This is a genomic window from Coprococcus ammoniilyticus (assembly GCF_025567345.1).
Lineage (GTDB): Bacteria > Bacillota > Clostridia > Lachnospirales > Lachnospiraceae > Coprococcus > Coprococcus ammoniilyticus.
The window spans coordinates 181,668-197,491 of the sequence record NZ_JAOQJS010000005.1; the positions used below are offsets into that span (position 1 = coordinate 181,668).

Annotated in this window: 15 protein-coding genes; 1 reads left to right on the forward strand and 14 read right to left on the reverse strand. The window is 39.6% G+C overall.

Annotation, left to right across the window (positions count from 1 at the left end):
• Nucleotides 1–58: 58 nt before the first annotated feature.
• The 3 genes from pdxS to OCV60_RS09205 form a co-directional block, all read right to left on the reverse strand.
• Nucleotides 59–934, reverse strand: a complete 876-nt coding sequence (gene pdxS, locus OCV60_RS09195) for a pyridoxal 5'-phosphate synthase lyase subunit PdxS (RefSeq protein WP_021944999.1) — start codon at nt 932–934, stop codon at nt 59–61.
• 440 nt (nt 935–1,374) lie between these two features.
• Nucleotides 1,375–2,289, reverse strand: a complete 915-nt coding sequence (gene nadA, locus OCV60_RS09200) for a quinolinate synthase NadA (protein WP_021945000.1) — start codon at nt 2,287–2,289, stop codon at nt 1,375–1,377.
• Between the two features lie 94 nt (nt 2,290–2,383).
• On the reverse strand, nt 2,384–3,589 hold the full coding sequence (locus OCV60_RS09205; protein WP_262530059.1) for a 2-hydroxyacyl-CoA dehydratase: 1,206 nt from the start codon (nt 3,587–3,589) through the stop codon (nt 2,384–2,386).
• Between the two features lie 230 nt (nt 3,590–3,819).
• Here OCV60_RS09205 and OCV60_RS09210 point away from each other — a divergent pair, with 230 nt between their 5' ends.
• Entirely contained in the window at nt 3,820–4,572 is a 753-nt protein-coding gene (locus OCV60_RS09210) for a putative ABC transporter permease (protein ID WP_021945002.1), read from the forward strand.
• A 202-nt stretch (nt 4,573–4,774) separates the two neighbouring features.
• Here the strand turns inward: OCV60_RS09210 and OCV60_RS09215 are convergent, their stop codons facing one another.
• The 11 genes from OCV60_RS09215 to OCV60_RS09265 form a co-directional block, all read right to left on the reverse strand.
• Nucleotides 4,775–5,710: a DMT family transporter gene (locus tag OCV60_RS09215; protein WP_262530060.1), complete on the reverse strand. Its 936-nt coding sequence runs from the start codon at nt 5,708–5,710 to the stop codon at nt 4,775–4,777.
• A gap of 43 nt (nt 5,711–5,753) precedes the next feature.
• Nucleotides 5,754–6,911 carry a PP-loop family protein gene (locus OCV60_RS09220; protein ID WP_118616369.1) on the reverse strand — a complete coding sequence of 386 codons (1,158 nt, stop codon included), beginning with the start codon at nt 6,909–6,911 and terminating at the stop codon, nt 5,754–5,756.
• A gap of 83 nt (nt 6,912–6,994) precedes the next feature.
• Nucleotides 6,995–8,398, reverse strand: a complete 1,404-nt coding sequence (locus OCV60_RS09225) for a hypothetical protein (protein ID WP_118674738.1) — start codon at nt 8,396–8,398, stop codon at nt 6,995–6,997.
• Nucleotides 8,395–9,060 (reverse strand): ABC transporter ATP-binding protein, encoded by a 666-nt coding sequence (locus tag OCV60_RS09230; protein WP_182428073.1) that lies wholly within the window; start codon nt 9,058–9,060, stop codon nt 8,395–8,397. Before OCV60_RS09230 ends, OCV60_RS09225 begins: the two co-directional genes overlap by 4 nt.
• A 2-nt stretch (nt 9,061–9,062) precedes the next feature.
• A complete protein-coding gene (locus tag OCV60_RS09235) occupies nt 9,063–10,340 on the reverse strand; it encodes an ABC transporter permease (RefSeq protein WP_262530061.1) in 1,278 nt (425 codons plus the stop codon).
• A gap of 2 nt (nt 10,341–10,342) precedes the next feature.
• Nucleotides 10,343–11,524 carry an FtsX-like permease family protein gene (locus OCV60_RS09240; RefSeq protein ID WP_147353881.1) on the reverse strand — a complete coding sequence of 394 codons (1,182 nt, stop codon included), beginning with the start codon at nt 11,522–11,524 and terminating at the stop codon, nt 10,343–10,345.
• A 37-nt stretch (nt 11,525–11,561) separates the two neighbouring features.
• Nucleotides 11,562–11,741, reverse strand: coding sequence for a prevent-host-death family protein (locus OCV60_RS09245; RefSeq protein ID WP_021945009.1), 180 nt, complete (start codon nt 11,739–11,741; stop codon nt 11,562–11,564).
• Entirely contained in the window at nt 11,704–12,510 is an 807-nt protein-coding gene (locus tag OCV60_RS09250) for a tRNA threonylcarbamoyladenosine dehydratase (protein WP_021945010.1), read from the reverse strand. The genes OCV60_RS09245 and OCV60_RS09250 overlap by 38 nt, the downstream gene beginning before the upstream one ends.
• 146 nt (nt 12,511–12,656) lie before the next feature.
• Nucleotides 12,657–13,898 (reverse strand): leucine-rich repeat domain-containing protein, encoded by a 1,242-nt coding sequence (locus OCV60_RS09255; RefSeq protein WP_021945011.1) that lies wholly within the window; start codon nt 13,896–13,898, stop codon nt 12,657–12,659.
• Between the two features lie 286 nt (nt 13,899–14,184).
• Nucleotides 14,185–15,165: an Rpn family recombination-promoting nuclease/putative transposase gene (locus OCV60_RS09260; protein ID WP_262530062.1), complete on the reverse strand. Its 981-nt coding sequence runs from the start codon at nt 15,163–15,165 to the stop codon at nt 14,185–14,187.
• A gap of 209 nt (nt 15,166–15,374) precedes the next feature.
• Entirely contained in the window at nt 15,375–15,788 is a 414-nt protein-coding gene (locus OCV60_RS09265; protein ID WP_262530063.1) for an EamA family transporter, read from the reverse strand.
• Nucleotides 15,789–15,824 lie beyond the last annotated feature (36 nt).

Consider the following 15,824-nt stretch of genomic DNA (forward strand, 5'->3'; position numbering starts at 1 on the left):
TCGCTTATGTCGATCATCCATCATTACGATATCCGCATCTATTTGTCTGTCTGATATTTTACTTACCACGCTCAGCCATAAGGAGTTCGATCTCGCTCTCATTGATACCAACCATAGCTTCACCAAGATCCTCTGATAATTCAGCGATCAGTTTTGCATCTGTGAAGTTTGTAACAGCCTTAACGATGGCATTTGCACGCTTCTCCGGATTTCCTGACTTGAAGATACCGGATCCAACGAATACGCCTTCAGCACCAAGCTGCATCATAAGAGCTGCGTCTGCCGGTGTAGCAACACCGCCTGCTGCGAAGTTTACAACCGGAAGGCGCTTGTGCTCATGTACATATAATACAAGGTCATATGGAACCTGAAGAACCTTTGCTGCATCATATAATTCATCTTCACGCATAGAAGAAATACGTGCGATCTCGCTGTTCATCATTCTCATATGTCTTACAGCCTGAACAACATCACCTGTACCGGGTTCACCCTTTGTACGGATCATGGATGCACCTTCATTGATTCTACGAAGTGCCTCGCCGAGATCCTTAGCACCACATACAAATGGTACTTTGAACTTTGTCTTGTCGATGTGATATACATCATCAGCAGGTGAAAGAACTTCACTCTCATCAATGTAATCGATCTCGATTGCTTCAAGAAGCTGAGCTTCTACAAAATGTCCGATACGGCACTTTGCCATAACAGGGATAGATACTGCATCCTGAATACCTTTGATCATCTTAGGATCACTCATTCTTGATACACCACCTGCTGCTCTGATGTCAGCAGGAATACGCTCCAGTGCCATAACTGCACAAGCACCTGCTGCCTCTGCGATCTTTGCCTGCTCCGGTGTTGTTACATCCATGATAACGCCACCCTTTAACATCTGTGCCAATTCTTTGTTTAATTCATACTGTCTGTTTGCCATAATCGTAACTCCTTTTTTCATTTGATGTGTGTATTTATCTGTAACATATTCATCCTTGAATATCACTACTCAAAATCACGAACAGATTCACTACAAACCTGCTAGGATTTATTATAAAATTATCTGACCATGTTGAAATATTCAATTTCAAACTTTTTCTTATATCCAAACTGACCATATCAATATGTCACATATGCAAATACCAGATATCAGATTATGTAAACTGACCTCTCGGACAGATCACCGTATTGTATAATAAACAAAATAGCAGGAAAATGTTGCGAAAACGCCTGCGTTTCGATGATTTTGTGCCGGGATGGAGGACACAACGATTTTATCGTGTCCGAAATCCCGTGCATATAAAAACCAATCGAAGCAAAGTAAGTTTCGCATTTTTCCTGCTATTTCTGTTTATATGAAATACAGTGATCGTCCGGCTTCTAGCCAAGGCGCAGCATCGCATCGATGCTCTTTCTGGCTTTCTGCATTGTCTCCTCTGTAAGGGTAATGCTCTCGCCCTCACCATTTACCACGCAGTTATAGACATCACCAAGTGTCGTCATCTTCATGTTGTGGCATACACAATCCTTAGACAATGCATAGAAACGCTTCTCCGGGTGTGCAAGCTGAAGGTGTGACACGATACTATTCTCCGTACCGATAATGAATTCTTTTGCATCACTCTTTGCTGCATAATCCATAATTCCGGTTGTACTTCCGGCATAGTCTGCAAGCTCCGTTACTTCCTTTAAACATTCCGGATGTACCAGAAGTAATGCATTTGGATGAGCTGTTTTTGCTTTCTCTACATCTTTTACGGTTACTCTGACATGTGTCGGACAGCCGCCCGATACCAGCTTAATATTCTTTTCCGGTACCTGCTTCTTTACCCATGAACCGAGATTACAGTCAGGAATAAATAAAATATCCTTTTCCGGCATATTCTTCACGATCTTTACTGCGGAAGAAGAAGTAACACAGACATCACTTAATGTCTTTACTTCCGTTGTAGTATTCACATATGCTACAACTGTATAACCCGGATTCTTCTCTCGAAGTGCTGCCAGCAGATCATAGTCGATCTGGTCTGCCATCGGGCATCCGGCATCCGGCTCCGGCAGATATACGGTCTTTTCCGGTGATAACAGTTTTACAGTCTCTGCCATAAAACGCACGCCACACATGATCATAGTCTTTTGAGGTGCTTCTGCTGCTCTCTGTGCAAGACCGAAGGAATCTCCTACATAGTCAGCCACTTCCCAGATATCGTGGCTCTGGTAGGCATGTGCAAGGATACAAATATCCTTTTCCTTCTTTATTCTCATTATTTCATCCTGCATCTCTTTTATATTCATGACAATTTTCTCCTTTGTCTGTTATGTTTTCATTTTTTGTTAAAGAATGCACAGTAAGTATACCGCATATTGAGAAAGATTACCATCTATTCTGTTAAATATGCATATCCACCAACATTCTGACACGGTTATAAACATTCAACTTTGAAGAACCGGAATCTACATCAGCACTCACAATACGCCCTTCCGGAAGCTTTTGCTGAATGGAAGGATACAATCCCCTCCCACAGATATGATTTGGCATACATCCAAACGGTTGAACTGCCAATACCTTTTTGCAGTCATGCAGAATATGTCCTACCATCTCTGCACCGATCAGCCAGCCATCACCGGTTCTATATGTCCAGTTTACATAACCATCAGCCTCTTTTTTCATTATTTGAAATTCTTCCATCGAATAAAATCCATACTGCCGCATTGCTGCAATCATGGATCTCTGAAGACTTCCGAACAGTTTTAACCCAATACGATAAGCCACCTGTTCTATTTTGCTTACATCCGATAAATGCGAATCTATATAATACATCGCGTACCAGGATAATCCATTTGTATGGGATTCGCAATTATTCTTTTCGAGAAAACGGATCATATCCCAGTTTCCCAAATGACAATACTTTATATAAATCTCTCCGACGATCCCTATTCGTTGCTTTCTTGGCTTCACCAGTTCAATTTTTGAAAAATCCGCCGCAATCCTTATAAAATTCTGTTTCATTCTTGAAATTGTCAGATGTTTTCCTTCCCGAAGATCGCATGCAAGAATCCTGACCCATTTCTTCCATTTCTTTTGTGCCTCACCTTTATGCACTTCATTTGGTCTGACCTGATTTAGTAAAAGCATCAGAATATCACCATAAAACAATCCAAATAACGCACGCCAGACCATATCAGGTTCCAGCTTCATCTGCTCCCCCTTCTCCAATCCCTGAATGTTTAACGACAATACCTGAGCCTGCGGAAATCCTGCTTTCCGAACAGCCGCCTTTAACACATGCAGATAATTTGAACCACGACATGCATCTCCGGCAGTCGGCATTAATAATTTTGTACGGTTCAGATCATATTTCCCTGATTGAAGAGCTGCTATCATCTGTCCTGCATTTAAGATGATCGGATAACACATATCGTTATTGACATATTTTAATCCAATATCCGTTATATCTTTTTCATTTTTTAAAATCACCGGATGATAATTTTTTGAATAAAACGCATATTTTAACAATGGAAAATGTGCATCTAACATTGCTGGAATCAACAGGATACATTTCTCCCGATCCGCATTTTCTCTGACCTTATACATATCTCCCTATCCCCCATTTTCTAAAATGCAGATATAAGCTTTCTCACTATCTGCAATGCCTCATATACCTGATCTGAGAGTACCACATTTTGCCATACTTTTTCAATACAAACAACTTGAGAAAGCATTTAATTTATTGACTTTATGACCGCGATATGTCACAATTTGTATCAATGAAAAAAAGAGTCATAATTCTATGGAAAAATATAAATCAGAAAGGTTGAAATATTATGAATAAAGCTCTTGTATTATTGTTTTTATTTTTTATCGGAAGTCTGATCGGATGGGTGATTGAATTGTTCTTCCGCAGATTCTGTTCTCCAAATGGTCGAACAACAAAGAAATGGGTAAATCCCGGCTTTCTGGTCGGTCCTTACCTTCCGCTATATGGATCAGGACTATGCGTCTTGTATATGTTAGCATCTATTAACCTGTCATTTCTGGATGAACATCCAATCATTGAGAAGATTGTTTTATTTGTATTTATGGCGATCGCTATGACCGTGATCGAATACATCACCGGATTGATCTTCATTAAGGGAATGAATGTAAAACTCTGGGACTACACAGACCGATGGGGCAATATTCAGGGAATCATCTGTCCACTGTTTTCATTCTTCTGGGCAGTTCTCGGCGCGATCTACTACCTGCTGATCCATCCACATGTTTTATCAGCACTTGACTGGTTATCCAGAAATCTTGCATTTTCATTCTTTATCGGATTCTTCTACGGCGTGTTCCTGATTGATATCGTTTACTCCTTCAACCTGATCGTAAAGATCCGTCAGTTGGCTACTGAATACGAGATCGTCGTTAAAATCGATGAACTCAAACAGCATCTGCTGGAAGAAGCCGAGCTCCGCAAGGAAAAATCTCATTTCTTCCTTGCTATGAAAAATGCACGACCGCTCCGTGAGATATTTGAGGATTCGTTAGAGAAATATTCCATTAAGAAGATTCTGAAAGAAAAGAAGAAGAAATAATATATTGATTTTATCTAAAAAATATGTGCGCTGGCTTATCACTATATCTTTATTGCGCAGAACACTCTCGTTCTATTTTCACGTGGCGGTACTAAACTCGTCACCTATTGGTGACTCGTTAAGGACCGACGTTCAAATAGGTCTGCTCCATAAAATATAGTGATAAGTTGGCGCGCATATTTTTAATGCTACTAAAATTGTTTTATGCTTCTTTCTTCGCCCCCACAGGAATCTGTGCGAAGATAATCGCAATAAAGATCAACAGGCAGCCAAGGAGCTGGCGGGCGGTCAACACCTCACCAAGGATCACCCAGCCGGCAAGTACTGAAAATACAGATTCCAGACTCATGATCATAGATGCCAGCGTCGGATTCAGTCCATTCTGTGCAATAATCTGCAAGGTATAAGCAACACCGCTCGACATCACACCGGCATACAGAATTGCAACCCATGCATCCCATGACTGTAACTGTGGAAGCCATGCTGCTATTCCTGCTGCCGAATGTCCCATCTCTGAAAAGAACATCGGGAACGCACTGAGTACCCCAGCAACCAGGAACTGGATACAGGACATCCGTACACCATCAACCAATGGTGAAAAATGATCGATCACCAGAATATGTATAGCAAACAAAAATGCACAGAGCAATACAAAGAGATCACTGTTCTGAAATGATAGCGAACCCGCTGTCATACATAAAAGATAAAGTCCTACAATCGTGATCACCATTCCAAGCCAGATATTCCAACCACATTTTTTCTTTAAAAACAAACCAAGGATCGGAACCAGCAGAATATAGCAAGCCGTCAGAAAACCGGCCTTGCCTGCCGGAGTGCCATAATACAGACCAAGCTGCTGTGCAGAGCTTGCAAAGAACAATGCCATTCCGCAGCACAGTCCACCGATCCATAACTTTCTCCGTTCTGCGACTGTCTTTGGCTTTTTATTATTTGGATTAATTTTATCAAGCAACCTGATCACCGGAAACAACACTACACTTCCAACCAGACTTCGTATACAATTAAAAGAAAACGGTCCCAGTGCCTGTCCGCCTTTACTCTGTGCCACAAAGGCGGTCCCCCAGATAAATGCCGTAAGAACTAACAGGAATGAATTTCTGATTTGTCTGCTTTTCATTTGTATTCCCTCTTCCTATCTTGTTTATTGTCAAATAGTTACATTATTCCTTTGCTTCATTTTCTGTACAGATATTTTCCCTGTCATATGCATCCAGAAAATGATGCTTCTCTCCATGCTGCTTCCATGCAACAACCGTGTCCAGATTTACATTTTCCACACTCTTGAAAATATTACCTTCCACATAAGGATTTACCTGCTTCAAGGTCTGTATCAGCTCCTTGATCTCAACACGCTTCGAACGATTCTCGTTATTACAAGTCGTACAGGTATCCGTGAATTTGCATGCACACTGGATAAAATGCAGACCATTATAGTCCCTCCATGCCTTGATATCATCCTCACGCACCAGATATAACGGTCGGATCAGTTCCATCCCTTCAAAATTCGTGCTGTGAAGCTTCGGCATCATCGTCTGTACCTGTGCACCATACAGCATACCCATCAATATGGTTTCAATTACATCATCATAGTGATGACCAAGTGCAATCTTATTACAGCCAAGCTCCTGTGCAAAATGATACAGATGTCCTCGTCTCATTCGTGCACACAGATAACATGGCGACTTCTCAACCGTAAACACAGATTCAAATATATCCGATTCAAATATCGTAATCGGGATATTCAGACTTTTTGCATTTTCTTCTATAACCTTCCGGTTCGCCTCACTGTAACCGGGATCCATAACCAGAAACTTAACTTCAAATTCAAATTTGTTATGCAGCTTCAATTCCTGAAAACATTTCGCCATCAGCATAGAATCCTTACCACCGGAAATGCAGACCGCGATCTTATCTCCCGGCTTCACCAGCTCATATGTGTTGATCGCCTTGGTGAACTTTGACCAAATGCTTTTCTTGAATTTCTTCCTCAGACTCAGTTCTACATCCTTTGCTTTATTCTGCTCCTCCGGTTTGCTCATAACATCCAACAGCCATGCAGCATAACCGCCTTCCAGACTCTCCGCCTGATATCCTTTTTCTTTCAAATGCTCCGCTACATCGATGCTAACTACGCCTCTCGCACAGAAAATAACAAGCAGCTTGTCCTTATCCACCTCGCTGCTTGTCTCTATTTCTTCCGCAGGAACCGCAATCGCATCCGGCACTGCCCCATGAGAAATCTCAATGGCATCCCGGATATCGATCAACCGATAACTGTCTTTATCTCGATTCTTTAATTCCGCTATTGTAATGCTCATATGCACGCTGCCTTTCTTCCTAGTGCACCAATAATCTTTCATATATATTTAACCTACACTAAAATACCAAGCAATTATATGACCTAAAAAGTTACTTTGTCAATGCAATTATGGAAAACAGCTACTCTTGAAGAATATAAACGAAAACAGCTCTGTTTTAGATAGTCAATATATTCTCCTGTTTCAGCGTCAATTACCAGCAGCGAATCAGGAAGATAAAAATAATCATATGTATAACAGGTATCCAAATCCTCATAATACGCCACGAGCCAAACAGGTTTGTACTCAAACGTCCCTAATTTTTCCCCCTCCACAAGCATATAATCAAGCTCCATAAAATTAAATGCCGCTGGTTTATCAATTCCTGGATATGCTGCATAAAATGCCTCATATTGTTCTGCGAATTTCGGTTCTATATCTTCAAAATCCATTAATGTTACTGCTTTTTCTCCTGCCTGCACCCCTGCAATATAAAGTTCCGCATTCATCACACCATTATCGTCAACACAAACAGTAAATAATTCAGATGTGCAGAACGGATATGGCGCAAACAACTCCGTTTCAGCTATATATGCCCCTCTATTGCCTGCAGCTCTGGTAAACTGAAAACAATAGCCATTAAAATCAATTGGTCTTGCACTTTCAAACGTACTATAACCAAGCGGTCCTTCTTCTAAAATCTCTACATCCGTAATTCCACATGCTTCCAAAAACAACAAGGCTTCATCACGCGCACAATCCATATCTTTTGCACATCTGTTTTCCACTGTATTCTCTAAGTCAACAATACATTCTGTTACATCTCCCAGATGATTTTCCAATGTGATCGTATCATCCGTCTTCATTCCGTAATATGTATATAAACCCGCAGTTCCCAGATAATTCTCCAGTGTAATTCCTGTAATACAATCATTTTCTTCTTTAAATGTCAAAAGGAATAAATTATCTCCGATATATCCAACATATTTCTGTCCCTCATAATTCTGTATCAATGCTCGTTTATCTGATGCACCTGCCTCACAGGCAATAATATTTTCTATTTCTTGATCGCAGGAAACTGCCTGTGATGTTTGTCCCTGATCCAAATAATATTCTCGAATTTTCTCCTGATATATATGTATGGTTTCCAGATCCTCTCTGCACAGATTCTTATAATCATTTTCCAAACGGTTCTCAAAAATTCCTTTCTCTTCCTCAAACACAGCTTCAACAATCTCCTGTTTTTGTTTTGCAGCATTCGGAATCTGCTTATATTCATATATTCTAAAATCAGAATCTGGTATATATTCAACGCCCTCTACCGCAAGCTTAACTGTATTCTTATTTACTTTCCATTCTTCCATATAACTATCCGGAATATGCAGACTATTTGCCGTATCCCCTACATATGATATATTCTTCTCTTTTGCACTTTCACAAGCAGTTAATCCCCCAAAGCACAATAATATAGATATCATGAGCGTGACTTTCCCAAAATTTTTTCTCACTTTGCTTCCTCCAATATTTGTCCATCTGCAAGACGTATCATACGATCCGCCCGACTTCCTATCTCTTGATCATGTGTTATCACAATCAATGTCTTTCCTCGTTTATTCAACATTTCTAACAACTCCATAATCGCGATTCCCATTTCATGATCTAATGCGCCTGTCGGTTCATCTGCAAGGATCAAATCTCCCCCTGCCACCATCAATCTTGCAATCGCACAACGCTGCTGTTCCCCACCTGAAATCCTGGTTACCTTTTTGTCTGCTAAATCCCTGATTCCTGTAAATTCTAACATTTCATTCACCAGTTTTTTTCTTTCCCTACCGGAATATCTGCCTGCCAGTAATGGCAGTTCTACATTTTCAAATACCGTATAAGATTTCATTAAGGCATAATTCTGAAATACAAATCCCACATGTTTACGACGAAATTCGTGAAGCTTATCTCCCTTCATCTCATGAACAGCAATATCATTATAATAGTATTCACCGCTTGTCAGATAATCCATAGTCCCAATAATATTTAATAATGTACTTTTCCCTGATCCGGATTGTCCCATGATCGATATGTATTCCCCATCCTGGACATCCAGTGATACATCCTTAAGCGCCGGAAGCTCCCGATGCTCATATATTTTTGTAACATTTCGAAGTTTTATCATCACTATTCTCCTTCTTTTCCTAACAAATCAATCGGTGAACACTTATAAATCATAAATACCGGGCAAATTGTTGATAATGCAACAAATAGTATGCTTATCTCTCCAAGGATAGGAACCACTCGCTTCCAGTATATACTTCTGTAAGAAAATACCATTAACTGATCAGGCTCTATTATATGAATAAACAACCACCATACAAGAAATAATGAACAGCCATAGGCTAGAAGAAACTTAAGAATATTCTCCCATAGGATCATCCAGGTTATATTTTTCATTGAAAATCCCGCCGTCAGCATAATTCCATACTCTCTTCGTCTCCGCAAAAAATCAAGTATCTGTATACATAAAAGTACAATACAAAATGTGAGTCCCACCAGAATTAACATCTGAATAATATTATAATTAATCTTCCGACTCATTTCTTCTCCATTTTCTATTGCTTTACCAATATCAATCACTTTTATATCTTTATATCCAGCCTTTGCCAGCTTTTGCATAAGACTTCTCTTTATCTTTACATAAGAGTGTCCTTGTTTTATAGAAAAATAGAAATCCGAATGATTACAAAATATCTCTCCCGGGCAGGCTAACACTTCATAATCCAACGGAATTGTTCCTGTAACATCTGAAAAATCCAGCATTTCCATTTGTGAAACCGGAAAACTTTGTCCCTTTTCTAATATCCCGGCAACTACATATGTATATGACTGATCTCCCACTTCGCCAATATATTTTGTTCCAACTTCTATCTTGTCCTTATATGCAGATCCCAGATATAAATACATGCCATCTTCCATCGGTTTTAATTCTTCGATTAGGATTCCTTCGTCTAATTTCATCTTCCATATATTCTGAATGGTTGCATCTATTTCAATATAATATAAGCCATCTTTTCCATCTTCATCATCGATTGCCTGAAAACTATGGCCTATCTGAATATTTTTCAATTTCTCCAATGCCGGATCGGTATTTATATATCCTGTTTGCCACGCACAGGTTACAGCTTCCACTCCATCCACTGATTTTATTATATCCATTGCCGGGTCAGACTGTAATTCACTATCCAGTTCATCCAAAAAACGGATTTCACACAAGGTATCTATATTCCTGATTCCTGATTCTTGCAAAGAACGTCTGATATTGGTTGACATACTATAAACACTGATCAGCACAGCAATCAAAAGCAATAACACCATTGCCAACACAATATTACCACCCAGTTGCAAAACATGAGACATAACATTATCTGCTGCTAATCGTATTATATTTCGTTTTCTCATACTTAATTCCTAACCTCCTTTGCAGGCACCAGGTGTCTTAACAGCTTGCAGATTGGAAAAAGTAATACCAGCAACAAAATACCAATCATAAATATAAAATACCACAAAATATATGTATTCCAGACAAACGTCATCTTCTTTTCCATTGCAAGACAATAGAAAATCTGTAAACATCCTGCAACAATAATAGAAATTCCCATTAATATCCCGATTCGTACCAACTGCCACTCTATGATTCGTCTATCTGTTATTCCAACCGTTTTCATGATTGCAAAATCTCTTTTCTGTCGTGCATACCATACTCTTGCAATCATTATGCAATTTATAATACCCACTATGTACAGTAATATCAGAATAGCTGCTTTTAATTTATAAACGATATACACATCTGTCTGACTCTCATAATGATCCAGCAGCTGTGCATAATAATTATCTGATTGTCCAAATATCTCTATCAATTCATCAGCCTGCTCTGCAACCGGAACACTCTTATCCATAAGCTGGATTGTCATTCCCGGATAAGAAGATGAAGTATAGGTCATTCCATCGGCTATCCGGTTCAAAAATACATCTGATTCCGATGTCCAGTTTTCTAACGAGCCAAACGCAATAATCATTTTATCTGAATCATTTCCAAATGATTCCAGATACCCAGTCACCTGACAATCAATTCCATCTAATGACAAGCATTCCGTTCCATCTTTTGAAACTGTTACTGAATCCTTCCATCCATGTCCTACTACAAGATAAATGTTATCCGAATTCCATTCCTCCATTGTTGGATATCTGCCACTTTCAAGCAATCTGTTCCAGTTTCCATGATATGCCACTGCAATCTGCACTTCATCCGCATCTTCCTCACAACTGCCAATCGAAAACTCATCTCCTCTGATTACAGCATCACAACTAACATCGCTTATACGCTCCAGAATTGCTTTTGTACTTCGAACCGCCATCTCCTGTATTTGTCGATATTCTTCTATATCATTCAATTTATATTCCGTTGCTCCTGTGGTAGAGTAGATATTAATATAAGCGTTATACTTTGAAATACCATCCTGACTTTCATATTTTTGAATCCAATTACTCATAATCTGATATCCATTCAAAATTGTACTCAAGGACAGACTCATACCTACTAAAAAAAGTATAAATGTCAGCTTATCTTTTGTAATTTTATACATATCATCTTCTCCTGTAATCTGTGTTTCATTCATATCACTATAAAACAAAAACAAGCAACTTGTCCTTATCCACCTCGCTGCTTGTCTCTATGTCTTCTGCCGAAACCATGACCGCATCCGGCACTGCCCCATGAGAAATCTCAATGGCATCCCGGATATCGATCAACCGATAACTGTCTTTATCTCGATTCTTTAATTCCGCTATTGTAATGCTCATATGCACGCTGCCTTTCTTCTTTGCACAAATCTTTTACCACTTCACCTGCAATGATCAGTCCTGCTACAGATGGTACAAACGCCACACTGCCCGGAATATCTCTCCGCTCTGTACATTTGTGCTGTGCTCCCGGAGGGCAGATACACTGTGTTCTGCAGCTGATCGACATATCCTCAAGTGGTCTTACCGGCTGTTCTTCCGAATATACAACCTTTAACTTTTTCACGCCACGCTTCTTAAGTTCCCGACGCATAACCTTTGCAAGCGGACATACCTTTGTCTTATAAATATCTGCTACCTGAAACATACTGCCATCCAGCTTGTTTCCTGCGCCCATACTGCTAATGATCGGCACTCCTTTTTTCTGTGACTGGAGCACCAGCTCAATCTTAGCCGTAACCGTATCTACTGCATCTACAACATAATCATAGGAGTCAAATGGAAATTCATCTGCATTTCCCGGCAGGAAAAAGCATTTGTGCATTTCGACCTTAGCATCCGGATTTATGTCTAGAATCCGTTCTTTCATAACATCTGTTTTATATTTCCCCACAGACTTTCTGGTGGCAATAATCTGGCGGTTCAGATTTGTCAGGCATACCTTGTCATCGTCGATCAGATCAAAGGAACCGACACCGCTTCGTGCCAATGCTTCACATACATATCCGCCAACGCCTCCAACGCCGAATACCGCTACTTTTGAATTTGCCAATTTGTCCATTGCTTCTTTACCAAGCAATAATTCTGTCCGGGAAAACTGTGTTAACATGTCTATCTCTCCTAAATAACCTACTAAAATGCTAGGCAAAATTATAGGACCTGAAAAGGTTCTTTGTCAATGATTTTCTGGCAAAAAGGACCGGTATTATACCACTCTGCATAATACCGGTCCTGCTTACATTAACTATTTTCTAATTATTTAATCTTCCACGTCTTTACGTATCCGACGGATTTCTTTTTCAGCTGTTTCTTTAAAGCTGTCTTTGCTTTCTTTGTGCCTTTCACAGTAATGGTTGCTTTCTTATTAATGCCCTTGAACGCACTCTTACGGATAGTCGTAAGATTTCCTGCTGTGACTGTGATCTTTTTCAGATTCTTGCAACCGGCGAATGCTTCATTGCCTATCTTCGTTATACCCCTTCCGATCGTGATATTTGTCAGATTTTTGTTACCCTTGAATGCTTGGCTCGCAACCGCTGTTACTTTATAGGTAACACCACCCACCTTTACAGTAGATGGTATGGTAAGTTTTTTCGCTTTCTTGTTTGTGATCTTCATAACAGCAACAGTTGGATTCTTCTTTGAAGATGAAGTTACCTTTACTTTAATCTTCTTAGAAGGAACTGTAAGAATTGTACCTTTCTTAGCAGGCTTTGGCATTAATTTAACTGGTATATTATTCTCCTTTGCATATTTATATGCTGCGGAATTTTTATTGCAAATAACTGTAGTATTTTGGTTAAAAACTGTCCACCAATATCCACTCTCATTCTCACCCTTTTTAAATACGTCAATTTCAATAACACTATCTGGTATAACAACCGATTTTAATTTCGGACAGCTAAAAAAAACTCCCTTACCGATACTTGTTACACTATCCGGTACCGTTATGCTGGTTAAATTGCTGCACATAGCAAATGTTTTACTGGAGATTCTTGTTATCCCCTCCGGCAATACTACTTTTTTTAATTTATCACATGAAAAAAAAGCCTCGCATCCTATACTTCTTACATTTTCAGGTATGGTGATACTCGTTAGATCAGTAGTTGCAAATCCATAGCTTCCTATACACGTTAAGCTATTTGGTAACGTTATACTGGTCAGATTTAAGCAAAGATCAAATGCAAAATCTCCTATACTTGTTACTCCCTCCGGTATTGTTATGCTGGTTAAACTGCTACAATTCCAAAATGCAGAATCTCCTATACTTATTACCTCTGTCCCATTAATCTTATCCGGGATTACAACCTTTTTCTTATCACCTTTATACTTGGTAATAGTAATTCCATCCTTAGCTTCTTCATATGTAAAATCACCATATGTCTTTGACTCTTCCGCCTGTGCTGTCATACCGCCCCCGCCACACAGCAACACACATAAAATCAATCCCAAGCCCGCATAGATCAGGCTTCTTATCTTCTTTTGCATCATTTTCATTCATCTCTCCTTTTCTCTTACGCTCCTTGTTTTTATAAGTTACATTGCTTTTTCCCATTTTTAGAAACAGTGCTAGGTACAAATAAACACAATTTTATCTGTATCTGACACTTTTTGTTTGATGTCTCTAAAAAAGCATAAACATTATAAAAAAAAAAAATAACTGTCAATAGTTCACAAAATATTTCTTAATTATTTAAATTTCGACAAAAAAATCCAGATACAACATCTCTGCCATATCCGGACTTCTACTAAAATATACATGTTATCTGTTCTGCTTATGTCTTTATCCTATAATTGCCTTAATTTCCGCTTTGCTCATATCGGTTACATCCATGATCTGCTCTAAGGAATAGCCTTTCTTATGCATTTTCAGGATAATCTCCGATTTTCCTCGGGCTTCGCCTATTATTTCACCTTTGACTATGCCCGCGGCTTCGCCCCTTACATATCCCATCTCTTCTACGCCTTCACTCAGATTACACATGACTTTCACCTCGTCTCTGATACCGTGTCTGTCTACCGGTATGTCATACTCCTGTTTCATCAGCTTCAATTTCTGTTCTGCCGTCATTGTCTGCGACAATAGCGTTCCAAGTAATCGATGCAGTTCATATTGTTCTTCCTTAGGCGGAATCTCCTTTGCCAATCCGATCATTACGATGTTTAAAATATCCAGATTGCCTTTCCAGTCCTGTTCCTCCACCAGATCATCTTTCACCATATGGATATGACTCAGACTGTTCCTCTCCATATTCATACAGATCCAGATCGAATATACCTGTTTGATCTCGTTATAGTCAGAACCGATAAATTCCCGCTCTTTCTGGGATGACACCAGCCTTGCCGTATAGAAGATTGCCCGATTTAAGATATGATACTTTGTCGGTTCATTTTTCTGTGCTTCCAGATTGATGATCATTTTCGCCAGTCCATCCCGCATCCGTACATAGAAGATAATATCAAAATATATCTTTCCCTCATCAATCTCTGAATTCTCAGTATTCAACCCGACAATCCGTTCACCGGTTCTGGCATCCACCGTTTCTTTGTTCGTTAGTCCCGGTTCAACCGGAACCTGGCTGATATATGGTTCACCTTCAATCAAAGAAGCGACCGTATCTGCATCCATACCTTTAAATTCATCGACTACCCTGATCAGTATATGCGCCAGTATGATCTTCTGTCCAAGCAGGCGCTTGGCGCTGGCATCATACTGTGCTTTCTGATCAGTAGCCTTGGAGGAATATACAATTTCGTTATCCATGTCCCATCTCCTTTCCCGATAGAACAGAATAACATGCATATTTTAGCTTTGTATATTGCCTCCGTCTCTCCAAGTTTGATTGTAATGGATATCCGAACGGAAAACAAGTTTATCCATAAAAAAATCCGGATACAGCATTTCTGCCATATCCGGACTTCTACTAAAATATACACCTTATCTGTGCCGTCTGCGCTCTTATCTTAATCTATTTATAACACCATCATCAAAGTTCCCAGTCCGATCAGTACACAGCCAATGATCGACTTCATCGTGAATTCTTCGTGCAGGAATACAAATGCAAGAATCAATGTAATAACGACACTTAATTTATCGATTGGTACTACCTTGGATGCATTTCCCATCTGAAGTGCTTTATAATAACACAACCACGATGCTCCGGTTGCAAGTCCTGATAAAATCAGGAACAACCAGCTTTTCTTCCCGATCGCGCCGATTCCGGACTGTGTATGTGTCAGAAACACCATACCCCATGACATCACAAGCACAACTGCTGTTCGGATCGCTGTTGCAAGATTCGAATTTACTCCGTCAATACCTACCTTTGCAAGAATTGATGTCAATGCCGCAAATACAGACGACAACAATGCAAATACAAACCACATATAAATCCTTCTTTCTTCTTTTATTATCTTCTTTTT

Bases quoted from the DNA above. Each gene is read 5' to 3' on its own strand.
- pdxS (WP_021944999.1), bottom strand. From the start codon at position 934: ATGGCAAACAGACAGTATGAATTAAACAAAGAATTGGCACAGATGTTA.
- nadA (WP_021945000.1), bottom strand. From the start codon at position 2,289: ATGAATATAAAAGAGATGCAGGATGAAATAATGAGAATAAAGAAGGAA.
- OCV60_RS09205 (WP_262530059.1), bottom strand. From the start codon at position 3,589: ATGTATAAGGTCAGAGAAAATGCGGATCGGGAGAAATGTATCCTGTTG.
- OCV60_RS09210 (WP_021945002.1), top strand. From the start codon at position 3,820: ATGAATAAAGCTCTTGTATTATTGTTTTTATTTTTTATCGGAAGTCTG.
- OCV60_RS09215 (WP_262530060.1), bottom strand. From the start codon at position 5,710: ATGAAAAGCAGACAAATCAGAAATTCATTCCTGTTAGTTCTTACGGCA.
- OCV60_RS09220 (WP_118616369.1), bottom strand. From the start codon at position 6,911: ATGAGCATTACAATAGCGGAATTAAAGAATCGAGATAAAGACAGTTAT.
- OCV60_RS09230 (WP_182428073.1), bottom strand. From the start codon at position 9,060: ATGATAAAACTTCGAAATGTTACAAAAATATATGAGCATCGGGAGCTT.
- OCV60_RS09235 (WP_262530061.1), bottom strand. From the start codon at position 10,340: ATGAGAAAACGAAATATAATACGATTAGCAGCAGATAATGTTATGTCT.
- OCV60_RS09240 (WP_147353881.1), bottom strand. From the start codon at position 11,524: ATGTATAAAATTACAAAAGATAAGCTGACATTTATACTTTTTTTAGTA.
- OCV60_RS09245 (WP_021945009.1), bottom strand. From the start codon at position 11,741: ATGAGCATTACAATAGCGGAATTAAAGAATCGAGATAAAGACAGTTAT.
- OCV60_RS09250 (WP_021945010.1), bottom strand. From the start codon at position 12,510: ATGTTAACACAGTTTTCCCGGACAGAATTATTGCTTGGTAAAGAAGCA.
- OCV60_RS09255 (WP_021945011.1), bottom strand. From the start codon at position 13,898: ATGAAAATGATGCAAAAGAAGATAAGAAGCCTGATCTATGCGGGCTTG.
- OCV60_RS09260 (WP_262530062.1), bottom strand. From the start codon at position 15,165: ATGGATAACGAAATTGTATATTCCTCCAAGGCTACTGATCAGAAAGCA.
- OCV60_RS09265 (WP_262530063.1), bottom strand. From the start codon at position 15,788: ATGTGGTTTGTATTTGCATTGTTGTCGTCTGTATTTGCGGCATTGACA.